Annotated in this window: 16 protein-coding genes; 15 read left to right on the top strand and 1 reads right to left on the bottom strand. The window is 37.9% G+C overall.

Going from position 1 to position 21104, the window contains the following annotated elements; translation table 11 throughout:
- Positions 1-15 precede the first annotated feature (15 nt).
- Both EYB29_RS05365 and EYB29_RS05360 read left to right on the top strand, forming a co-directional pair.
- Entirely contained in the window at positions 16-702 is a 687-nt protein-coding gene (locus EYB29_RS05365; protein WP_026866851.1) for a metal-dependent hydrolase, read from the top strand.
- Between the two features lie 108 nt (positions 703-810).
- A complete protein-coding gene (locus EYB29_RS05360) occupies positions 811-2073 on the top strand; it encodes a DRTGG domain-containing protein (protein WP_166626780.1) in 1263 nt (420 codons plus the stop codon).
- Positions 2074-2106: 33 nt separating this feature from the next.
- Here EYB29_RS05360 and EYB29_RS05355 read toward each other — a convergent pair whose 3' ends face one another.
- Entirely contained in the window at positions 2107-2478 is a 372-nt protein-coding gene (locus EYB29_RS05355) for a YtpI family protein (RefSeq protein ID WP_026866853.1), read from the bottom strand.
- A 76-nt stretch (positions 2479-2554) separates the two neighbouring features.
- Here EYB29_RS05355 and EYB29_RS05350 point away from each other — a divergent pair, with 76 nt between their 5' ends.
- From EYB29_RS05350 to polA, 13 genes are all read left to right on the top strand, one after another.
- Positions 2555-3514, top strand: a complete 960-nt coding sequence (locus tag EYB29_RS05350) for a DHH family phosphoesterase (protein ID WP_051220508.1) — start codon at positions 2555-2557, stop codon at positions 3512-3514.
- A gap of 11 nt (positions 3515-3525) precedes the next feature.
- Positions 3526-6672 carry a DNA polymerase III subunit alpha gene (locus EYB29_RS05345; protein ID WP_166626779.1) on the top strand — a complete coding sequence of 1049 codons (3147 nt, stop codon included), beginning with the start codon at positions 3526-3528 and terminating at the stop codon, positions 6670-6672.
- A 66-nt stretch (positions 6673-6738) separates the two neighbouring features.
- On the top strand, positions 6739-7977 hold the full coding sequence (ystJ, locus tag EYB29_RS05340; protein ID WP_026866856.1) for an NADP-dependent malic enzyme: 1239 nt from the start codon (positions 6739-6741) through the stop codon (positions 7975-7977).
- Positions 7977-8399 (top strand): FadR/GntR family transcriptional regulator, encoded by a 423-nt coding sequence (locus EYB29_RS05335; protein WP_166626778.1) that lies wholly within the window; start codon positions 7977-7979, stop codon positions 8397-8399. Before ystJ ends, EYB29_RS05335 begins: the two co-directional genes overlap by 1 nt.
- A 17-nt stretch (positions 8400-8416) precedes the next feature.
- On the top strand, positions 8417-9268 hold the full coding sequence (gene accD / locus EYB29_RS05330; protein ID WP_026866857.1) for an acetyl-CoA carboxylase, carboxyltransferase subunit beta: 852 nt from the start codon (positions 8417-8419) through the stop codon (positions 9266-9268).
- Between the two features lie 2 nt (positions 9269-9270).
- Positions 9271-10218: an acetyl-CoA carboxylase carboxyltransferase subunit alpha gene (locus EYB29_RS05325; RefSeq protein WP_166626777.1), complete on the top strand. Its 948-nt coding sequence runs from the start codon at positions 9271-9273 to the stop codon at positions 10216-10218.
- 153 nt (positions 10219-10371) lie between these two features.
- Positions 10372-11331, top strand: a complete 960-nt coding sequence (gene pfkA / locus EYB29_RS05320) for a 6-phosphofructokinase (RefSeq protein ID WP_166626913.1) — start codon at positions 10372-10374, stop codon at positions 11329-11331.
- A gap of 12 nt (positions 11332-11343) precedes the next feature.
- Positions 11344-13104, top strand: coding sequence for a pyruvate kinase (pyk, locus tag EYB29_RS05315; protein WP_166626776.1), 1761 nt, complete (start codon positions 11344-11346; stop codon positions 13102-13104).
- Between the two features lie 18 nt (positions 13105-13122).
- Positions 13123-13872, top strand: a complete 750-nt coding sequence (locus tag EYB29_RS05310; protein WP_166626775.1) for a hypothetical protein — start codon at positions 13123-13125, stop codon at positions 13870-13872.
- A 419-nt stretch (positions 13873-14291) separates the two neighbouring features.
- Positions 14292-15407: a citrate synthase gene (gene citZ / locus EYB29_RS05305; protein ID WP_026866862.1), complete on the top strand. Its 1116-nt coding sequence runs from the start codon at positions 14292-14294 to the stop codon at positions 15405-15407.
- A 17-nt stretch (positions 15408-15424) separates the two neighbouring features.
- Positions 15425-16690 carry an NADP-dependent isocitrate dehydrogenase gene (gene icd, locus EYB29_RS05300; protein ID WP_166626774.1) on the top strand — a complete coding sequence of 422 codons (1266 nt, stop codon included), beginning with the start codon at positions 15425-15427 and terminating at the stop codon, positions 16688-16690.
- A 97-nt stretch (positions 16691-16787) separates the two neighbouring features.
- Positions 16788-18362: an AbgT family transporter gene (locus EYB29_RS05295; RefSeq protein WP_026866864.1), complete on the top strand. Its 1575-nt coding sequence runs from the start codon at positions 16788-16790 to the stop codon at positions 18360-18362.
- Between the two features lie 132 nt (positions 18363-18494).
- The gene (polA, locus tag EYB29_RS05290; RefSeq protein WP_166626773.1) at positions 18495-21098 is read left to right on the top strand and encodes a DNA polymerase I; all 2604 of its coding nucleotides are present in this window, start codon (positions 18495-18497) and stop codon (positions 21096-21098) included.
- Positions 21099-21104 lie beyond the last annotated feature (6 nt).

The raw sequence follows: 21104 nt of genomic DNA, 5'->3' as shown, positions 1-21104 counted from the left end.
ATAGGAGTGAAAATAATGACTGTAAAATTTCATGGACATGCAGTACTATCATTTTCTAATAACGATTCAAATGTAATTATTGATCCATTTATAAATGGTAATGAATTAACTGATTTAAGGGTTGAAGATGTCAAAGCAGATTATATTATTTTAACACACGGTCATAATGACCATGTGGGTGATACGATTGAAATTGCAAAAAATAATGACTCTACTATCATCGCACCTGTAGAGCTCGCTGACTACCTTGAAGGACAGGGCCTAAACGCTATCGGTATGAACGTTGGTGGTGAAGGTGAGTTTGAATTTGGTTCGATTAAATTTGTTCATGCCTTCCACACATCAAGTTTTACAGATGACGACGGTGTCATCAATTATACTGGCGAATCCATGGGACTCATCCTAAAGATTAATGGAAAAACAGTATACGTGACTGGGGACACAGGTATCTTTGGTGACATGGAATTGATTTCTAAATTGAATGGGCCAATTGATGTGTGCTTCATTCCAATCGGTGGCCATTTTACTATGGGTATTGATGATGCGGTTTATGCAATTAACAACTTCATTAAACCCACTATTGTTGTACCGACGCATTATGATACTTTCCCACCAATTAAGGCGGACCCTGAAGTATTTAAAGATAAGGTCAACACAAACTGTCAAATCCTAAAACCAGGTGAAGCAGTTCAATACTCATAAACCATAATTTATTTTAACCGGAAGCTCAAGCTTTCGGTTTTTTGTTTTCGGACTTTCTATTTACATGCTATGATAAATTTAAGCTGAATTAATGGAAAAGGTGAACTTATGTCTAAACACGATGAAATTTTAAAGTATATCAGAGGTCTAAGGGAAGGTAGCAGTCTATCAGTCAGACAGATATCTGCCTACATGGGTGTCTCCTTAGGCACGAGTTACCGTGCAATCAAGCAAGCTGAAGAGGACGGACTAGTGAAGACCGTTGAGCGCGTCGGGACTTTTAGAATTGTCCAAAGAGAGCTAAAGAATCACGGTAAGATTATGTTTAGAGAAGTGAACCGTGTCATCCAAGGGACCGTTTTAAGCGGGGATAACTATCTGGATAAAGAAATATCAAGAATTTTAATCGGTGCCATGCAGACTGAGGACATTGTAAAATATTTAGAACCCAACGGTTTATTAATTGTCGGGAACCGTGAAAAATCTCAGAGAAGTGCTTTAGAAAACGGAGTGGGTTTACTTATTACTGGTGGCTTTGGCACAGGGAAGGAAATATTAGAACTTGCTGAAGAAAAACAATTACCCGTGATATCGACCACACACGATACTTTTACATGTGCATCAATTATTCATCGTGAAGTGTATAGTTTATCATTATCACAAAATATTGTTACAGCCGGGCGATTGATGGTAAAACAACCTCAGTATACCGTAGATATCAAAGACCTTGGTACTGAAATTCACCCTGAAGATAAGAATATGATATTACTTGATGGCAATCGATTTGTCGGTGCAATCCGAGCAAAGGATTTACCAGAAATGACTGCTCAAAATTACACTTCTTATTTACTACCGGATTATAGTGCTGAAGAAGATACAACGGTCCTATCACTCAGACAAATTATGTCCTGGCATCAATTAAATACAATACCCGTTGTAGAGTCAGGTGATTATAGAGGCATTGTTCACCGCAGAGAAGTATTTAAAAATATCTCATCTAGAAATTTAAAATCTGGCATGTCGACTGACCAGCTTATCGACCGTGAAATTCAAATCGATAGCCATAAGATTAAGATTCGGGTCATGCCATTTATGACAGATGAATATGGATCACTTTCACAGGCGAACTTTATGCGTCTAGCAGAACGATTGATACTCGTCGTGTTACAAGAAAACAATATACACAGTTATCACATCGATACTTATAATATAATGAACTTTAAAGTCGTCCAACTCTATCAAGAAATTGAGTTACTCGGACAAATCATAGACAAGGGTGAGCAATTTATACGTCTTGAGATTGTCTTGAATATTCAAAGTGAAGCATATTCAAAAGCAACTTTCCTTATCCAACATTTCAATGAAAAATAAAAAGGCTTCCGGACAAACCGGAAGCCTTATGTATTAGCTACGCTTTTTCTTTTTCGCCTGATTCTTTTTCATCGCTTCAAATTCTTGCCATGCTTTTTCTTCTATCGGTAAGTTACCTTTAAAATACTTGCGTGCTTTATTGAAATAATTAAGCTGGAAGCCACCAAAAATAATGAACAATCCACCGATTAAATATGCAACAAAGGTGTGGAATTGGACGATGGTATTTAATCCGAAGACAATCATGAATAAAGCGAGCCATATCCGAGAGATGCTATTATAGTAAGCACCTCGAACGTCTCTTATCGTTCGTATTTTACGAACTTTAAAGACGACGAAGAGAATAAATGTAACAACAATTGCTGTAACTAAAAATGAAACAACAAAAGAATATAAGAATTCCATCCGATACAACTCCAATCTCTTATGTAGTATAATTGATTGATGAATGTAAGTAAATTATTAATGAGGAGTTTTACTATTGTTAAAAGAATTGACGCAGAATTTAAGTGAGTTAAATAGTAAAGCAAAGGACGTTTTAACACTAATTGAACAACATGATCAAATTGTGATTTTAAGACATCAAAAGCCAGATCCGGATGCCTACGGTGCACAACTTGGTTTACGTAACTACTTAAGAAATAAATATAAAGATAAGGACATCATTGCACTTGGTGGCTTAGAACCTTCTCTGGATTTTTTAGGAGAAATGGACGAAGAAAAACCCCTGAACTCACCACTTATTATCGCAGTGGATACAGCAAATCTCGACCGTTTAGATGGCACAGTAGAAGCAGGTAATAAGTTAGTAAAAATTGACCATCATCCTGATGTTGAGCCATTTGGAGATTTGTCGATCGTTGAGACAGCCGTTTCTTCTGCAAGTGAACTGCTCTATTTGTTGATGGATTTATGGGATACTCATCCTATAGATAATGAAGTAGCAGCCTGTCTATACATGGGTATTGTCGGAGACACCGGTCGCTTTTTATATAACAATACAAGTCCTTTAACATTTCAAGTTGCTTCTAGATTAATCGCTTTTGATTTTGACGCAGCTAAGTTAAATAATCAGATGCATCAGTCCACAAAGAAAGCCTTTATGTATAAGGGTTGGTTGATAAGTCAAGCTGTCTTCTTAGACTCCGGTATTGCCTATACTTATGTCCCTGAAGAAGTTATTAAAGAATTCGATCTCTCTATGTCAGAAGCAGGATTAGACGTCAACATATTTAGAGATATAGACGAAGTGAAAGTATGGTTCCTAGCCTTAGAAGATAAAGACCAGATTAGAATACGATTACGCTCTAAAGAGATCGTAATTAATGACATCGCCGGGGAATTTGGCGGTGGTGGTCATCCACTTGCCAGTGGGATTAGAGTAAGTGACAAAGATGAGCTCGAGGCGTTGATTGAACGAATAGAAGAAAAACTAGTATAGGGTGTGTCTGTATGCTTAATTTGAATGTTCATAGTGCATTTGACTTTTTAAATTCAAATATAACGCTAAATCGTTTGTTAGAAACGCTTAAAAACGATGGCCAAACTGCAGTCGCAGTGACGGACTTCAACCGAATGCATGCAGTCTACCAGTTTATGAAAACGGGTCAAGAGGAGAATATCCATGTTGTGCCAGGAATAGAAATTCTAGCAGAGGATGGCTTAAATGGTATTCCCTTAGTTTTATTAGCTAAAAATGTGGAAGGGTATTTAGAACTCGTCCGTTTAAGTGCGATGTTGTCATATAAAGATATCGAAAGGACACCACTCGCTTACCTTATTAATAATATAAGAAACTGTATTGTGATTGGTAAGACACAGTCTAGTGTTGAACTATTAGCAGAACTTAGAACGAGTGATGAAGATCAGTATCTTTCCCACCAAGTTGAAGGACAATATAAAAAAGTTTATATTCAGGCGAGTCATTACGTAAATAGTGATGAGCGCGGGGCATTAAAGGTATTAAATGCGATTCGTGATAACGAAAAAATCAGCGCAGACTCTATACATTCCTTGAGTGGAAATGACTGTATTCAAGTATCTACAATGCTAGATGACCGTGCAGCCTCTTTTTTAAAGAATAACGAAGAAATATTCAATAAGTGTCAAGTGCCACTTCCTCAGGTTGAACATACCTTACCTGTCTTTGACAATCCTTATGATGAACCATCTAAAGACTACTTGTGGCGCGTGTTGATGGAACGTTTTAAAGCGCTCGGACTAGATAAGAGAGGCTCTGTATACAAAGAGCGTTTGAAATATGAGTATGATGTCATTGTCTCTATGGGCTTTGAAGACTACTTTTTAATCGTACAAGATTTGGTGGCTTTCGCTAAGAATCAAGGCATCTACGTTGGCCCAGGTCGTGGATCTTCATCTGCCAGTCTCGTTTCATTTACCCTAAATATTACTGAAGTTGATCCGATTGAGCATCAGCTCTTGTTTGAACGGTTTTTAAATCCAGAACGTGTCAACATGCCAGATATAGATATCGACTTTGAAGATTCAAGACGAGATGAAGTTGTCAGTTATCTGATTGAGAAATACGGCCAGATGCAAGTCGGTAATATCGTAACCTACGGGACACTGAGTGCAAAAATGGCAGCCCGTGATGTTGGTAGAGTGCTCGGTTTTACTGAAGATGAATTAAAATTAATGTCCAATTTAATTCCTTCGGAATTAAATGCAACTTTAAATCAAGCTTTCGATACAGACCGTTTTAAACAACTAGAAGAGAATGACAGTAAATATAAAGTTTTAAAAGAAGTCGCCTTAAAAATTGAAGGGCTGCCAAGACACACCTCCACACACGCTGCTGGGATGGTGTTAAGCAGTAAGAAATTGACCGACTCTGTGCCAATTATTTTTGTTGACCAGCATGTAATGACCCAGTGGCCAATGAAAGATGTTGAGTCTGCTGGGCTCTTAAAAATTGACTTACTTGGCCTTAAAAACTTATCGCTTATCCGATATATGATACAGGGCGTTCACCGTCACGATAAAAACTTTTCTCTAGATGACATCAAAGAAGATGCGCGTGTTTACAAGATGTTATCCCTTGGCATGACCTTAGGCATATTCCAGTTAGAGTCAACTGGAATAAGACGTGTGATTGAAAAATTTAAACCAGAGAGTCTTAGTGATTTAGCCGCAGTACTTGCCCTCTATAGACCGGGTCCAATGAAAGAAATAGATAATTTTATATATCGTAAAGAAAATCCGAAAACAATCGCATACCCACACGAAGACTTAAAGGAAATATTAAAAGAAACATTTGGTATCATCGTCTATCAGGAACAGATTATGCAAATTGCTGGAAAGATTGCAGGCTTTAGCTATGGACAAGCAGATATATTAAGACGTGCCATGAGTAAAAAGGACAAAAATATCTTAGCTGAAGAGCGTGAACACTTTATAAATGGCGCCTTAGATCAAGGATACAGTCAAGCGTTGGCAGAGCAGATATTTGAATTGATTATGGAATTCGCAAATTACGGTTTTGTAAAAAGTCACGCGGTTGCCTATAGTAAAGTGGCTTATATAATGGCTTACATTAAATTACATTATCCATCGATTTTCTACTCCGTAATATTGACGCATCACCGCTCTAATGAAGATAAAATTAAGCAAGTTTTAAGTGAAATCAAGATGATGAAAATTAATATTCTTCCACCTGACATCAATCGTTCCCAATGGCAAAATATCGAGAGCGATGGTATCCTTCTCGGATTTTCAATGATTAGTGGAATTTCAAAACTACTCTATGATGCCATACAAAAAGAACGTCAAAACGGTAATTTTACAGATATATTTGATCTTGTTAGCCGCGTAAATTTCAAATTCAATGAAAAAATATTGAGAAACTTAATTGTTTCAGGTGCACTCGATTCATTTAAAGAGAATAGAAAAACTATGTTACAAACCATACCGAATGTACTCAATAATGCAGGTGACGAATATCATCATGAATCATTTTTAAGTTCTCTTGGGTTTAGTATTAAAAAAGATTTCCATTATACAGATGAGATGTCTCAAGGTGAAATAATTCAAGGTGAGAAGGAGACACTCGGTTTTTATATTTCCGATCATCCAGTCTTACTGAAGCATCAAGCTTTAGAATATATCCCTTTCTCATTTATTCAACAGCATAAAAAACACGCGAGTTATCTTTTGTTTATCGAAGAAGTTAAAACCATCAAGATTAAGAAAAGTGGTCAGAACATGGCCTTCTTAACACTATCAGATGGGTATACATCAATAGATGGTGTTATATTTGCTAAGGAATATTTTAAATATCATCCTTTACTGAATGAACCCATTGTGGTCGCAGTGGCAACCATGGGTGAGCGTAACGGTAGGGATCAACTCGTCATCGATCGCTTGTTCACACCTGAAACATATAAGGATGCTTACATTAAACGGACCAAGAAAATTTATATTAGAAATCTACAAAAAAGTGATATTGAACCATTTCTTTCAGCTGAGGGGATACCGGTTCTAGACTTTGAACGTCATTCAACGATTGGTTATATAGAGGCAATAAATATCAGCGGATTAATTGATACAATTGATTATGAAAATTTCAGATTAATCGTATAAATATATTGTAAAACGGGTAGGTTAGTGATAATATACCGTGGTATGACCACTATAGGAGGAAATGATTTGTCACTTAAAAGCGATGCATTAGAACTACACAAAGTTAACCAAGGAAAATTGTCCGTAAACTCAAAAGTTGAGATTAAAGATAGACAAGCACTATCCCTTGCATATTCACCTGGCGTAGCTGAACCTTGTAAGGAAATTTACGAAGACGAAAGAAAGATCTTTGACTATACAATTAAAGGTAATACAGTTGGTGTTGTTACAGATGGGTCTGCTGTACTAGGCCTTGGTAATATTGGTGCTTCTGCAAGCTTACCAGTGATGGAGGGTAAGTCTATCCTTCTGAAAAATTTTGCAGGAGTGGATTCATTCCCAATTGCCCTTAAAACAAATGACGTTGATGAGATTGTTAATACTGTGAAATTGATGACACCAGTATTTGGTGGAATCAATTTAGAAGATATCTCAGCACCGAGATGTTTTGAAATTGAAGAACGTTTAAAAAAAGAAGTCGATATTCCAGTATTCCATGATGATCAACATGGTACTGCAATTGTGACTTTAGCTGGTTTAATTAATGCGATTAAGCTGACTGGTAGAAAATTATCTTCAATCAAGGTTGTACTAAACGGAGCAGGTGCAGCTGGTGTGGCAATTGTTAAGCTCTTACACAGCTTTGGTGTAAAAGATATGATCATGTGTGATTCACGTGGTGCAATTTATGAAGGTCGTCCAAGTGGTATGAATCCTATAAAAGAAGAAGTCGCTAAATTCACTAACATAAATAACATTGAAGGGAATTTAGTCGATGTGATCGAGGATGCTGATGTATTTATTGGTGTGTCAGTCGAAAATGCAGTGACTAAAGAAATGGTTCATTCTATGAAGGAAGATCCGATCATCTTTGCAATGGCTAACCCAACACCAGAAATTATGCCAGATATTGCACATGAAGCAGGTGTTAAAGTAATTGGTACGGGGCGTAGTGACTTTCCGAACCAGGTTAATAATGTGCTCGCTTTCCCAGGTATCTTCCGTGGTGCCTTAGATGTACAGTCGACGCATATAAACGAAGAGATGAAGAAAGCGGCAGTGTTAGCAATCGCAGATATAGTAACAGACGAGGAACTTAGTCCTGAATATGTGATACCGGATGCTTTTCACCCAGAGGTGGCACCTACTGTTGCAGAAAAAGTGGCAGAAGCTGCTATGAATACTGGGGTTGCCCGTATCAAGGTTGAGCCTGGTGAAGTATATGAAAAAACAAAAAAATTAATAAGTGAGTTATCAGTGAACTAATGGAAAATAAAAAAGGTCTCGAAACGATTCTAGAAGAAATCGACAAAATCATCGAAGATCAAAACATCGGTATCGGCGAGAAGATACCAAGTGAAAGATATTTAAAAGAACGACTAAATGTAAGTCGGCAAAGTGTCAGAGAAGCTCTAAGAGCCTTAGAACTCATAGGTGTAATCTATGTTAAAAGAGGCGAAGGGACTTACTTAGCAAATATTGACAATCATCAACTGTATAAATTAATTGCAAAGTATTTAATCCATACTGAAAAACAGTATGAGGAGCTTAATGAACTCATGCATATGATCGATTTTTATTACGAACATAAATATCAGGGTATGAAGACGGTAAAAGACGACGATAATCAGATCGTGCGTAGAATTTATTCTTTACTCGAAAAATATGCAGACAGACATAAAGCGTGATTTAATGAGGTGTAGGAATGCTAAGAGATATATTTTTTAAGTTAAATAAAAAAGCGACAGATGAGCAGGGCAAAGACGGTTTAATAGAGCAAGAAAAAATTATGACCAAATGTCCAAATTGTAAAAAGATATTGTATTCTAAAGATCTTCACAAGCGTTTAAACGTATGTTCTAATTGTGATTATCATTTACCGATAACGAGTACAGATCGAATGGAAGCTTTACTTGATGTCGATACTGAGGAACGTCTTTTTGAAAATGTGACTTCTTCAAACCCGTTGAAGTTTCCTAATTATGATGAAAAACTAAAATCTGATAAGGAAAAAACAGGACTCAATGAAGCCCTTGTCGTTTCCCATGGGAAGATTATGGGCAATGATGTTGTTGTCGCAATAATGGACCCTAGATTTAGAATGGGGAGTATGGGTTCAGCATTAGGGGAAAAGCTTGCACGTAGCTTTGTCTATGCAACAGAGCATAGACTACCTGTCATTGTCTTCACTGCAAGTGGTGGTGCGAGAATGCAAGAAGGTATTCTTTCCTTAATGCAGATGGCTAAAGTCAGTGTCGCTTTAGAAAGACATAGTGAGGCTGGGCTCTTGTATATTTCATATATGACAAACCCGACTACTGGTGGCGTGTCGGCATCATTTGCCTCTGTTGGTGATATTAATATCGGGGAGTCAGGTGCCCTAATCGGCTTCGCTGGCCGTCGTGTTATTGAAGAAACCATAAAAGAAAAATTACCAGATGATTTCCAGACTGCTGAGTTCCTACTCAAGCATGGTCAATTAGACGAGGTCGTTAACCGTACCCATATGAAACGCTATCTCGGTACAATCTTAAAAATGCATAAAGAGGTGGTGTAAATATGGCTTTTGACTTTGAGAAACCTATTGGTGAGCTTGAAAATAAGATTAAAGAACTTGAAAAATACGCACATAAAAATAAATTAGATTTAAAAACTGAAATTAGCTTTTTGGAGAAGAAAGTGAAGGATAAGAGAGCGGAAATATATTCAAATCTAACACCTTGGCAACGTGTCGAAATTGCAAGATATATTAAACGTCCAACTTCTAAGGAGTACATTGCTGCTTTATTTGATGATTTTATCGAGTTAAAAGGTGATAGAGCTTATAGCGATGACAATGCGATTATTGGTGGTATTGCAATGTTCAATGGTCGCCCTGTGACAGTGATCGGTAACCAAAGAGGGATGGATACTAAGGACAACATTGCCAGAAACTTTGGTATGGCACATCCAGATGGTTATAGAAAAGCGTTAAGATTGATGAAACAGGCAGAGAAGTTCAATCGTCCGGTCATTTGCTTTATTGATACGAAAGGCGCTTACCCAGGTAAGGCAGCTGAAGAACGTGGACAAAGTGAATCTATTGCAAGAAATCTCGTTGAAATGGCAGGACTCACTGTACCGGTGATTAGTATTGTTATCGGTGAAGGTGGTTCAGGTGGTGCTTTAGCACTCGGTGTATGTAATCAACTGTACATGCTTGAGAACTCGACCTACTCAGTTATTTCACCAGAAGGTGCGGCATCAATTCTCTTTAAAGATGCATCACTAAAAGAAATCGCAGCAGAATCACTTAAGATCACAGTGGATGATCTTCTAGAATTAGGTGTCAGTGATGGCACGATTGAAGAACCTCCAGGTGGGGCACATAACGATAAGACTTTTGTGTTCAATGAAACTGAGAAAGTACTGAAAAATGCCCTAGAAGAATTGACACAACTCGATGGTGAACACCTTGTAAATCAAAGATTCGAAAAATATATGGCAATTGGTCAATACGAAGAATAATGAGTCGATTTTATTAATAATCCGTACGTTATTAAGTTTGAGTATAAGAAGCTCTAACATTTAACGTATGGATTTTTAATTTTATATTCTTAAGAATAGACCACACTTAAGGTCTGTGCTATGTTTAAGATGACTAAGAAATGGGTGATTCTATTGAAGAAGATTGCAGTATTAACAAGTGGTGGAGACGCACCTGGTATGAATGCAGCCATCCGTGCTGTGGTGAGAAAAAGCATCTATGAAGGTCTTAAGGTCTACGGCGTATCTCATGGATATCAAGGCTTAATCAATGGGGATATAAAGGAGATGTCACTGGGTGATGTAGGCGATATTATACATAGAGGTGGTACGGTCTTATATTCAGCCCGGTCTGAAGCCTTTAAGACAGTTGAAGGACAACAAAAGGCGGTTCAAAATCTAAAGGATTTTGGTATTGAAGGCGTTGTTGTCATTGGTGGTGACGGGTCTTACAGAGGTGCAAGTGTACTTTCAGACTATGGCATCAAGGTCATTGGCATTCCTGGAACAATTGATAACGACATTCCCGGTACAAATGAAACAATAGGTTATGATACGGCATTAAACACCATTGTAGACATGATCGATAAAATCCGTGATACTGCCACGAGTCATGAACGGACCTTTATTGTTGAAGTGATGGGAAGAGATTCTGGAGAACTTGCCTTAAATGCTGGATTAGCAGCGGGAGCTGAAACAATTTTTATACCTGAAAGAAATACGAAGATGTCTGATGTGGCGGACAGAATACAGGCAGGGCTCGACCGAGGTAAGAAACATTCCTTAATAATTGTTGCAGAAGGCGTAATGACTGCAGAATATTGTAGCGTGGAGTTAGTAAAGTATATTAATATAGAAACTAGGTTAAGTGTACTTGGACATATTCAACGTGGTGGTAAACCTTCTGCAAAAGATAGGGTACTCGGTTCACGATTTGGTGCATATGCGGTAGAGTTACTACTCAATGGACAAAGTGAAATTGGGACTTGTATCAAGGACAATCAACTATCTACGGTCACACTCGACTATGTACACGAGCATGAAAAATCTTATAATAATTCTATTTATCAGCTTTCAAAAGAACTATCAATCTAGGGGGAAACTATAATGAGAAGTACTAAAATCGTATGTACAATTGGACCTGCTTCAGAATCTGAAGAAAAGCTTGAACAAATTATTTTAGCCGGTATGAATGTGGCACGTTTGAATTTTTCACATGGTGACCATGCGGAGCATCTTGCACGTATTGAAACGATTCGTAAAGTTGCTAAAAGGCTGGATAAAACCGTCGGGATCTTATTAGACACCAAAGGTCCAGAAATTCGTACACACAGTATGGAAAATGGTTCAGTTGAACTAGTAAAAGGTGAAACAATTGAAGTTTCGATGACTGAAGTGTTAGGTAATAAAGATCGCTTCTCAGTTTCTTATGAAGGTTTGATTGATGATGTTCAGCCTGGCGACTTTATTTTACTCGATGATGGCTTAGTTGAACTACAAGTCGAGAGTATAAATAAAGAAGAAGGTATTATTACAACGACGATAAGAAATAATGGTATTTTGAAAAATAAAAAAGGCGTAAACGTGCCTGGAGTTAGTGTGAACTTACCTGGTTTAACTGAAAAGGACAAAGCTGACGTTAAGTTTGGTATCGAACAAGGCGTTGATTTTATTGCTGCAAGTTTCGTACGTCGTCCACAAGACGTATTAGAAATAAGAGAATTACTTGAAACGCATCAAGGTGAATACATTAAAATTATTCCTAAGATTGAAAACCAAGAAGGCATTGAAAACATTGATGAAATCCTTAAGATTTCAGACGGTCTCATGGTTGCTCGTGGGGACTTAGGTGTAGAAATTGCACCGGAAACAGTGCCGATGAAACAAAAAGAATTGATTAGGAAATGTAATCTAGTCGGTAAACCAGTAATTACAGCTACACAAATGTTAGATTCGATGCAACACAATCCACGTTGTACACGTGCTGAAGCAAGTGATGTTGCGAATGCGATTTACGATGGTACAGATGCTGTAATGTTAAGTGGTGAAACAGCTGCTGGAGATTATCCAGTTGAAGCGGTACAGACAATGGCGAAGATTGCTGAGTCCTCTGAACAAGCACAAGATTACAAGAAATTATTATCTGACCGAACAAAATCAACACAGACAAACATGGTGACTGCCTTAGGCGTATCTGTGGCACATACTGCATTAAACTTAAGTTGTAAGGCGATTGTTGCAGCAACGGAAAGTGGTCACACAGCAAATATGATTGCGAAATATAGACCACATTCAGATATCGTTGCGGTAACACCTTATGATCATGTAGCTAGACAGCTAAACTTAGTATGGGGTGTGCATCCAATTGTTAAGGTGGGTCAAAAGAATACAGATGATCTATTAAATACTTCAGTAACTGCTACGCTTGAAAAAGGTTATGCAAATGAAGGTGATTTAATTATTATTACTGCAGGCGTACCAGCAGGTCGAGCAGGTACAACTAACTTAATGAAACTTCACGTCGTTGGTGATACATTGATTAAAGCACAAGGTATTGGTACGAAAAGCGCAGTAGGAGAAGTTGTTACAGCTCGTAATTTCAGTGAATTAGAGAAGAAAGATACGACAGATAAGATTGTCGTTGTTCAATCTGTCGATGCATTGATGACACCGCTGTTAATTAAAGCAGCAGGGCTTGTAACTATAGAAGGTGGACTGACAAGTCAAGGTGCAATCGTTGGCCTGAACCTAGAATTACCAACTATTGTCGGAGCGACTGATGCCTTTGATGTCTTACAAGATAAAATGCTTGTGACACTTGATAGTGAACAAAGCGTCGTCTATAGTGGACATGCACACGTGTTATAAAGATTAGAGGTGTAAGAGATGAAGAAGACGCTCAGTATATTATTTCTTAGCATGTTCCTTTTAGCTGCATGTAATGCAGGTGGGAATAATGGAGAACAAGAGAACAGTGAACAAGATGAATCAGCAAATGATGCTGAACAAACAGAAGAATCCGCTGGCAATGACAGTGAGATAACAGCAGACCAACTGATTCAAAATGCCGTCAGTAACAGTGAAGGTGTTTTATCTTACACTGGGAATCAGGAATTCACTGTAGAACAAGGTGAAGAGACTACAAGTTTTCAAAGTGTCATCAATTATGATGATCAAAATGAGATGAAACTATCGGTTGATCATGATGGACAAGTGACATCTCACTACATGATTGACGGTTCACATTATATTTATGACAACAATCAATTAAACGAAGTGGACAGTACAGATTCATTAGAAGCGAATAGCTACGAGGCGGTAGTCAGCAGTTTATCTGACTATCCAGCTGGGGAGTTAAGCAGTCTAGAAGAAGGTTACGCAATTACTGTCAACATTGATGATATGTCTACCATAGAACCACTTTTAAACGAAAGTACGAGTGAAATTGCATCATCATTTGACAGTGTCAATGGGACACTGCAGTTGTACTTTGATGCAGAAGAACGCTTTACCGGTAGTCAGTTAGAAGCGACCGTTACAGGAGAAGGCGAAGAAGCGACAATTCAAGCAGCTGCTGATTATACAAATATTGGCGGCATCGAGGCAATCGAAATTCCACAAAATTTAAATGAATAGGTTATTTGATAGGTAGGACTCTTTTGAGCTCTACCTTTTTTGTGTTTAGGTGATTATCGAGAGTATCGGGTCGCTGTGGTATTGACAGCGGACCGCTAGCGAAATATCGGCTCGTTGTAGTACTGACAGCGGTCTGTTAGCTGAGTATCGGGTCGCTCTGATATTGACAGTGGACCGCTACAAAATAACAACTTCAAAATATAAACTTATTCTTATTTATTATTATAAGATAATTAATTTCAACTTATGGATGTGTTAAATTAAATATAATGGGTATAGAAAACAAGAAGTGATAAGTGTTGACGAGTATTTTTGAATATTATTTCACAAAAATGATTGAAATTACTCGAATATCATAACTGTCACAATTTTGTTATACTTGCCTTAAACATTCTGTTGCATATATAGGAGGGGGATTTATGACTGGAAACAGCGGTTTAGAAGGTGTTGTAATTGGTGAATCTAGAATCAGTTCAATTATCGGCACACAGCTGACTTATTGCGGTTATGAAATTGATGATTTAGCAGAAAATGCAGAATTTGAAGAGGTTGTCTACTTATTGTGGCATGATAAGCTACCAAATTCTGAAGAGTTATCAAACTTTAAGAAGGAATTGTTTAATCATGCACATCTTACGGATGATGCAAAAAACTTCTACAAAACTTTTGTAGATAAATCAGTCCATCCGATGAGTGCTTTACGTACGGCAGTTTCATTATTATCTCATACGGATGAACGTGCAGAAGAACAAGTTGAGGAAGCGACTTTACTTAAAGCAATTCGCATTCAAGCGAAGATTCCTTCAATTGTTGCGGCTATCGCACGTACGCGTCAAGGGTTAGGTGTAATTGATCCGAATCCGGATTATGGTTATGCAAAAAACTTCTTGTACATGTTAAATGGAGAAGAGCCGACTGAAGTACAAATTGAAGCGATGAACAAAGCGCTAATATTACATGCAGACCATGAAATTAATGCATCAACATTTGCAGCTCGTGTCATCGTTGCTACACTATCAGATATGTACTCAGGTGTCACTGGTGCAATTGGTGCACTTAAAGGACCATTGCATGGTGGAGCCAATGAGAAAGTGATGGCGATGCTTGAGGAAATCGGTTCTCTAGATAAGGTCGATGACTATATCGAGGAAAAATTAGCAAACAAAGAAAAAATTATGGGTATTGGTCACCGTGTTTATAAAGATGGTGACCCACGTGCGAAGTATCTAGAGGATATGGCACGCCGTCTTACTGAAGAAAATGGAGAACCTGAACTTTACGAAATGTCAGTTAAAATTGCAGAAATTATCGAACGTGAAAAAGGGCTCTTACCAAATGTGGACTTCTTTAGTGCTTCGGTTTACCACTCTTTAGGTATCGAACATGAATTGTTCACACCAATCTTTGCGGTAAGTAGAACTTCAGGTTGGATTGCTCACATTTTTGAGCAGTATGAAAACAATCGTTTAATCCGTCCACGTGCGGAATACAACGGTCATACAGATAGAAAATACGAACCAATCGAAAACAGATAAGATACGGGGGTAAAAAAATGGCAGGAAAAAAGATTGAAACTAAAAATGGTGTATTAAATGTACCAAATGAACCGATTATACCTTTCATCGAAGGTGATGGAATTGGACCAGATATCTGGGCAGCAGCAAGTCGTGTAATCGATGCAGCTGTTGAAAAAGCTTATAATGGTGAAAAGAAAATAGAATGGACAGAAGTACTTGCTGGACAAAAGGCATTTGACCAAACTGGTGAATGGCTACCTCAAGAAACTTTAGATAAAATCGATGAGTACCTCATCGCAATTAAAGGACCGTTAACTACACCAATCGGTGGTGGTTTCCGTTCTCTAAACGTAACATTACGTCAGGAGTTAGACTTATTCGCTTGTCTACGACCAGTTAGACATTACAGTGGTGTACCATCTCCGGTTAAACACCCTGAACACTGTGATATGCAAATCTTTAGAGAAAATACTGAAGATATTTACGCAGGTATAGAATTTAAAGAAGGTACGCCAGAAGTTAAAAAAGTTATCGACTTCTTACAAGATGAAATGGCTGTTGAAAATATTCGTTTCCCAGAATCATCTTCAATCGCAATTAAACCAGTATCAAAAGAAGGTACTGAGCGCTTAGTACGTTCTGCTATTAACTATGCGATTGAGCATAACAAACCATCTGTTACACTTGTTCATAAAGGTAACATCATGAAATTCACAGAAGGCGGATTTAAGAACTGGGGTTATGAACTCGCACGTACTGAATTCAAAGATCAGACATTTACTTGGGCTGAATATGATGAAATTGTAGAAAAAGAAGGTAAAGATAAGGCGAACGAAGTTCAAGACCAAGCGGTTGCTGACGGCAAGATTATCATTAAAGATTCAATTGCCGACATCTTCTTACAACAGATTTTAACGCGCCCTAAAGAGTTCGATGTTGTTGCAACAATGAACTTAAACGGGGACTACATTTCTGATGCACTTGCTGCACAGGTAGGTGGTATCGGTATTGCACCTGGTGCAAACATTAACTATGAATCAGGTCACGCAATCTTTGAAGCGACTCACGGTACTGCACCGAAGTATGCTGGACAAGATAAAGTAAACCCATCATCTGTTTTACTTTCAGGTGTGTTGATGTTAGAACACTTAGGTTGGCAGGAAGCTGCTGACTTAGTGAACAACGCCATTGAAAAAACGATAGCTAAAAAAGTTGTAACTTACGACTTTGCTCGTCTAATGGACGGCGCAACAGAAGTTAAGACTTCTGAATTCGGTGATGCATTAATTGAAAATATGTAATCTTCATTGAATTGTATAGAACTTCATATTATACTTGAAAGGGCTGTCATGGGATGACAGCCCTTAATTTATTTTATCAAATGGGAGGATTATTCTCGTGGAAGATTCAAACAAGAAGCATGGATTGTTTCAGAAATTCCTAGATTTTGTCGAGTGGCTCGGTAATAAATTACCACATCCAGTGACTCTATTTATCTTGCTTGCTTTACTTACTTTAGTCGCTTCGACATTATTTTCTGTCCTAGGTGTATCTGTTACACACCCAGGAGAAGGTAACGAGACGGTTACTGTTAACAACTTATTAAACGCTGAGGGTATCAGTTACATATTTGAAACGATGACTGATAATTTCATAAATTTCGCACCGCTTGGTGTAGTATTAATGACGATGCTTGGTATTGGTGTTGCTGAGCGTTCTGGTTTAATCGGTGCGGCTTTAAAAGGTTTTGTGTTATCGATTCCAAAAAACTTAATTACTGCAGGTCTAGTGTTTGCTGGTATTATGTCGTCAGTAGCGTCTGATGCTGGTTATGTTGTTTTACCACCACTTGGTGCACTACTCTACCTTGCTTTAGGTAGACACCCACTAGCAGGTTTAGCAGCTGCATTCGCCGGTGTATCTGCAGGATTCTCTGCAAACTTACTCTTAAGTGGTACAGATGTAATGCTCGCAGAAATTACTGTTGCAGCAGCATCAGTAATAGATCCAGCATACGCAGATACGATTAATGTCGCGATGAACTGGTACTTCATTGCTTTAAGTGTGTTCTTACTGACATTAGTCGGTTGGTTTGTATCTGCTAGAATTGTTGAACCGCGTTTAGGTTCATTCAAAATGACTAAGGAACAAGAAGAAGAGTTAATGGGTGAAGAAACTGATGATATGCAGACACTTAAACCGGTTGAGAAAAAAGGTTTAATCTGGGCTGGAGTATCAGTAGTTATCAGTTTTGCCTTAGCCTTACTATTAGTTGTTCTACCAAACTCACCAATGCGTGGATCAGATGACTTAGGTAACTACATGGATACGATTATCCAATCACCATTCATGAGTTCACTTGTACCAATTATTGCGATTCTTTTCTTCGTTCCAGGTGTCGTGTACGGTATCGTAACGAAGAGTATTAAAAACGATAAGGACGTTGCCGGTCAAATGAGTGATACGATGGCGTCTATGGGTATGTTTATCGTTTTAGCATTTGCAGCAGGTCAGTTTGTTGCATACTTCACAGAATCTAACCTTGGAATCGTAATTGGTGTTTACGGTGCTGAATTATTAGAAAGTATGAACTTAACGGGTATTCCACTCTTAGTTGGCTTTATGTTAATTACAGCACTAATTAACCTGTTCATTGGTAGTGCAAGTGCGAAATGGGCTATGATGGCACCAATCTTCGTACCAATTCTAATGCAATTGGGTTACTCACCAGAGATGACGACGATGGCATATCGTGTTGCAGACTCTAGTACAAACATCATTACACCATTGATGACGTACTTTGCAATTATTATTGCCTTTGCTCAAAAATACGATAAGAATATCGGTATCGGTACATTGATTTCAGTGATGTTACCATACTCAATTTTCTTCTTTGTATTCTGGGCAATCATGTTGATCGTATGGAGCCTACTTGGTATGCCACTCGGTCCAGATTCACCAATACTTTACTAACATAAATATGTTACTTATAGTAGATGTTATGAATGCACCTCTTGTTTAATACAGGAGGTGTATTTTTATTTGGCTAAACCCTATAATGAACGGTATACTTTAAAATAAGAATGCAATTCAAAGGAGACTATTATGGCGAAATTAATTCTCATGGACGGTAATAGTATCGCATTCCGTGCATTTTACGGCTTGCCACTGTTAACGAATAAAAGTGGCTTGCATACCAACGCTGTATTTGGCTATGCACGCCTCTTAGAAAAAGTAATCAAAGAAGAGAATCCAGACTATTTCTTAGTGGCATTTGATGCCGGTAAGTCTACTTTTCGACATAAGCAATACGAGGAATATAAGGGTGGCAGACAGAAGACACCACCTGAATTAGGGGAACAGTTTGCGCCGATTAGAAAGTTAATTGATGCATATGGTATAAAACGTTTTGAACATGAAGACTATGAGGCCGATGATATTATTGGTTCATGGACAAAACTTGCAGATGAAGCAGGCTTTGAAACGATTGTCATAACAGGTGATAAGGACTTAACTCAACTCGCATCTGATCATACTAAAGTTTACATTACTAAAAAAGGTGTCACGGACATTGAAGTATATACACCTGAACATGTTGCGGAAGTGTATGATGGTTTAAAGCCAGAGCAAATCATAGACTTAAAAGGATTGATGGGAGATAAGTCAGACAATATCCCAGGTGTGCCAGGTGTAGGGGAGAAGACAGCAGTCAAACTCTTGAAAGAACACGGTAGTGTTGAAAATGTAATAGAAAATTTAGATCAGGTCACTGCTAAAAAGTTAAATGAAAATTTAAGCAACAACAAAGATATCGCCTTATTAAGTAAGGAACTTGCTACAATATATCGTGAGATGACTTTTGACTTTAACCTTGAAAGTCTGAAATTTAAAAATGAAGATTCAGAAGAGAAATATGACTTGTTTAAAGAGATGGAGTTCAATTCGCTCTTAGATAATATGGAAGCGACAGAAGTCGATGAAGTTGAAGCTTTTACTGCAAAAGAAACAGATCATCTTAATGACTTTTCAAAAGATATCAGTGTATTTTTAGAAGTTCATGGTGATAATTATATTAAATTAAAACCGGAATTTATCAGTATTACAGATGGTGAACATGTATTTGTAAAAGCTATTTCAGAAATCGATAACAAAGCTTTGGCTGAGTTTTTACATTCTAGGGAATCCGTAAATACCTATGATTTAAAAAGACAAATCGCACTTTTACATCACTTAGATATTGATTTTGAGGACTTTACCGAAGACATAATGCTCGCTAGTTTTCTCATTAATCCATCTAAGAAAATCATCGATGTTGCTGAAACAGTTGCGGACTTTAACATTTCTATCAATAGCGATGACTTCCACTACGGTAAGGGCCGTAAGAAAAAGACACCGACAGAAGAAGAAACGCTTAACTTTTTAGCGGATAAGGTCCAAGCCATTCATCAAGTTAAAAATGTAATGACTGATAAGTTAAAAGCTGATGAGATGTATGATTTATGGCATGATCTTGAAATTCCGCTATCTAAAGTATTAGTTCAGATGGAATTAAAAGGTATAAAGGTAGAAAAAGAGCGCCTAGAAAAAATGGAGGCAGAACTTGCCGGTCAGCTAGAGGAAATTGAAGCTAAAATATATGAACTTGCTGGTGAGACTTTCAATATTAATTCTCCAAAACAACTCGGTGTTATTCTATTTGAGAAGCTCGAATTACCTGTAATTAAAAAGACAAAGACCGGTTATTCAACGGCAGTGGATGTACTTGAACAACTACAAGATAAGCATGAAATCATTGAATACATCTTACACTACAGAACGATTTCCAAGCTACAGTCTACCTATGTTATTGGTCTGCAGAGTGAAGTTTCTGAGGACGGTCGCATTCATACGCGTTTTAACCAGACCTTAGCTCAGACTGGACGCTTATCTAGTATTGAACCAAACCTACAAAACATACCGATTCGTTTAGAAGAAGGTAGAAAAATTAGACAAGCCTTTGTGCCAAAACAGGCAGGTAATGTCTTACTCGGACTCGACTACTCGCAAATTGAGTTGCGTGTACTTGCCGCAATTACTAAAGATGAATCAATGATGGAAGCCTTTACCAATGACATTGATATCCATACGAAGACTGCCATGGAGGTCTACGGCGTTGATTTAGATGATGTTACGCCTCTCATGAGAAGAAATGCTAAAGCAGTAAACTTTGGGATTGTTTACGGCATTAGTGACTATGGACTGAGTCAAAATCTTGGTATTACAAGAAAAGAAGCTGGGCAGTTTATTGAGACATATTTGAATTCATTTAAAGAAGTGAAGACCTTCATGCATGATGTGGTTCAAGATGCGAAAAGAGATGGTTATGTAACGACGCTCTTACACAGACGCCGCTATTTACCTGATATAAATAGCCGTAATTTTAACGCGCGGTCATTTGCTGAAAGAACAGCAATGAATTCACCGATTCAAGGGTCAGCTGCTGATATTATTAAACTTGCAATGGTCAAGTTTGCTAATAGTGAAGCAGCGAAGGACTTTGATGTTGAATTGCTCTTACAAATCCACGATGAATTGATCTTTGATATTCCAGAAGACCAAGTTGAAGCATTCATACCAATAATTACTGAAATTATGGAAGATGCTTTAGATATTGGTGTACCACTGAAAGTGGATGCGGGCTATGGTAAAAATTGGTACGAAGTAAAGTAGGTGTAG

It is taken from the genome of Jeotgalicoccus sp. S0W5 (assembly GCF_011634875.1).
Taxonomy (GTDB): domain Bacteria; phylum Bacillota; class Bacilli; order Staphylococcales; family Salinicoccaceae; genus Jeotgalicoccus; species Jeotgalicoccus marinus.
Note: the sequence above shows the minus strand (reverse complement) of the source record. Positions and strands in the feature narration are given on the sequence as shown.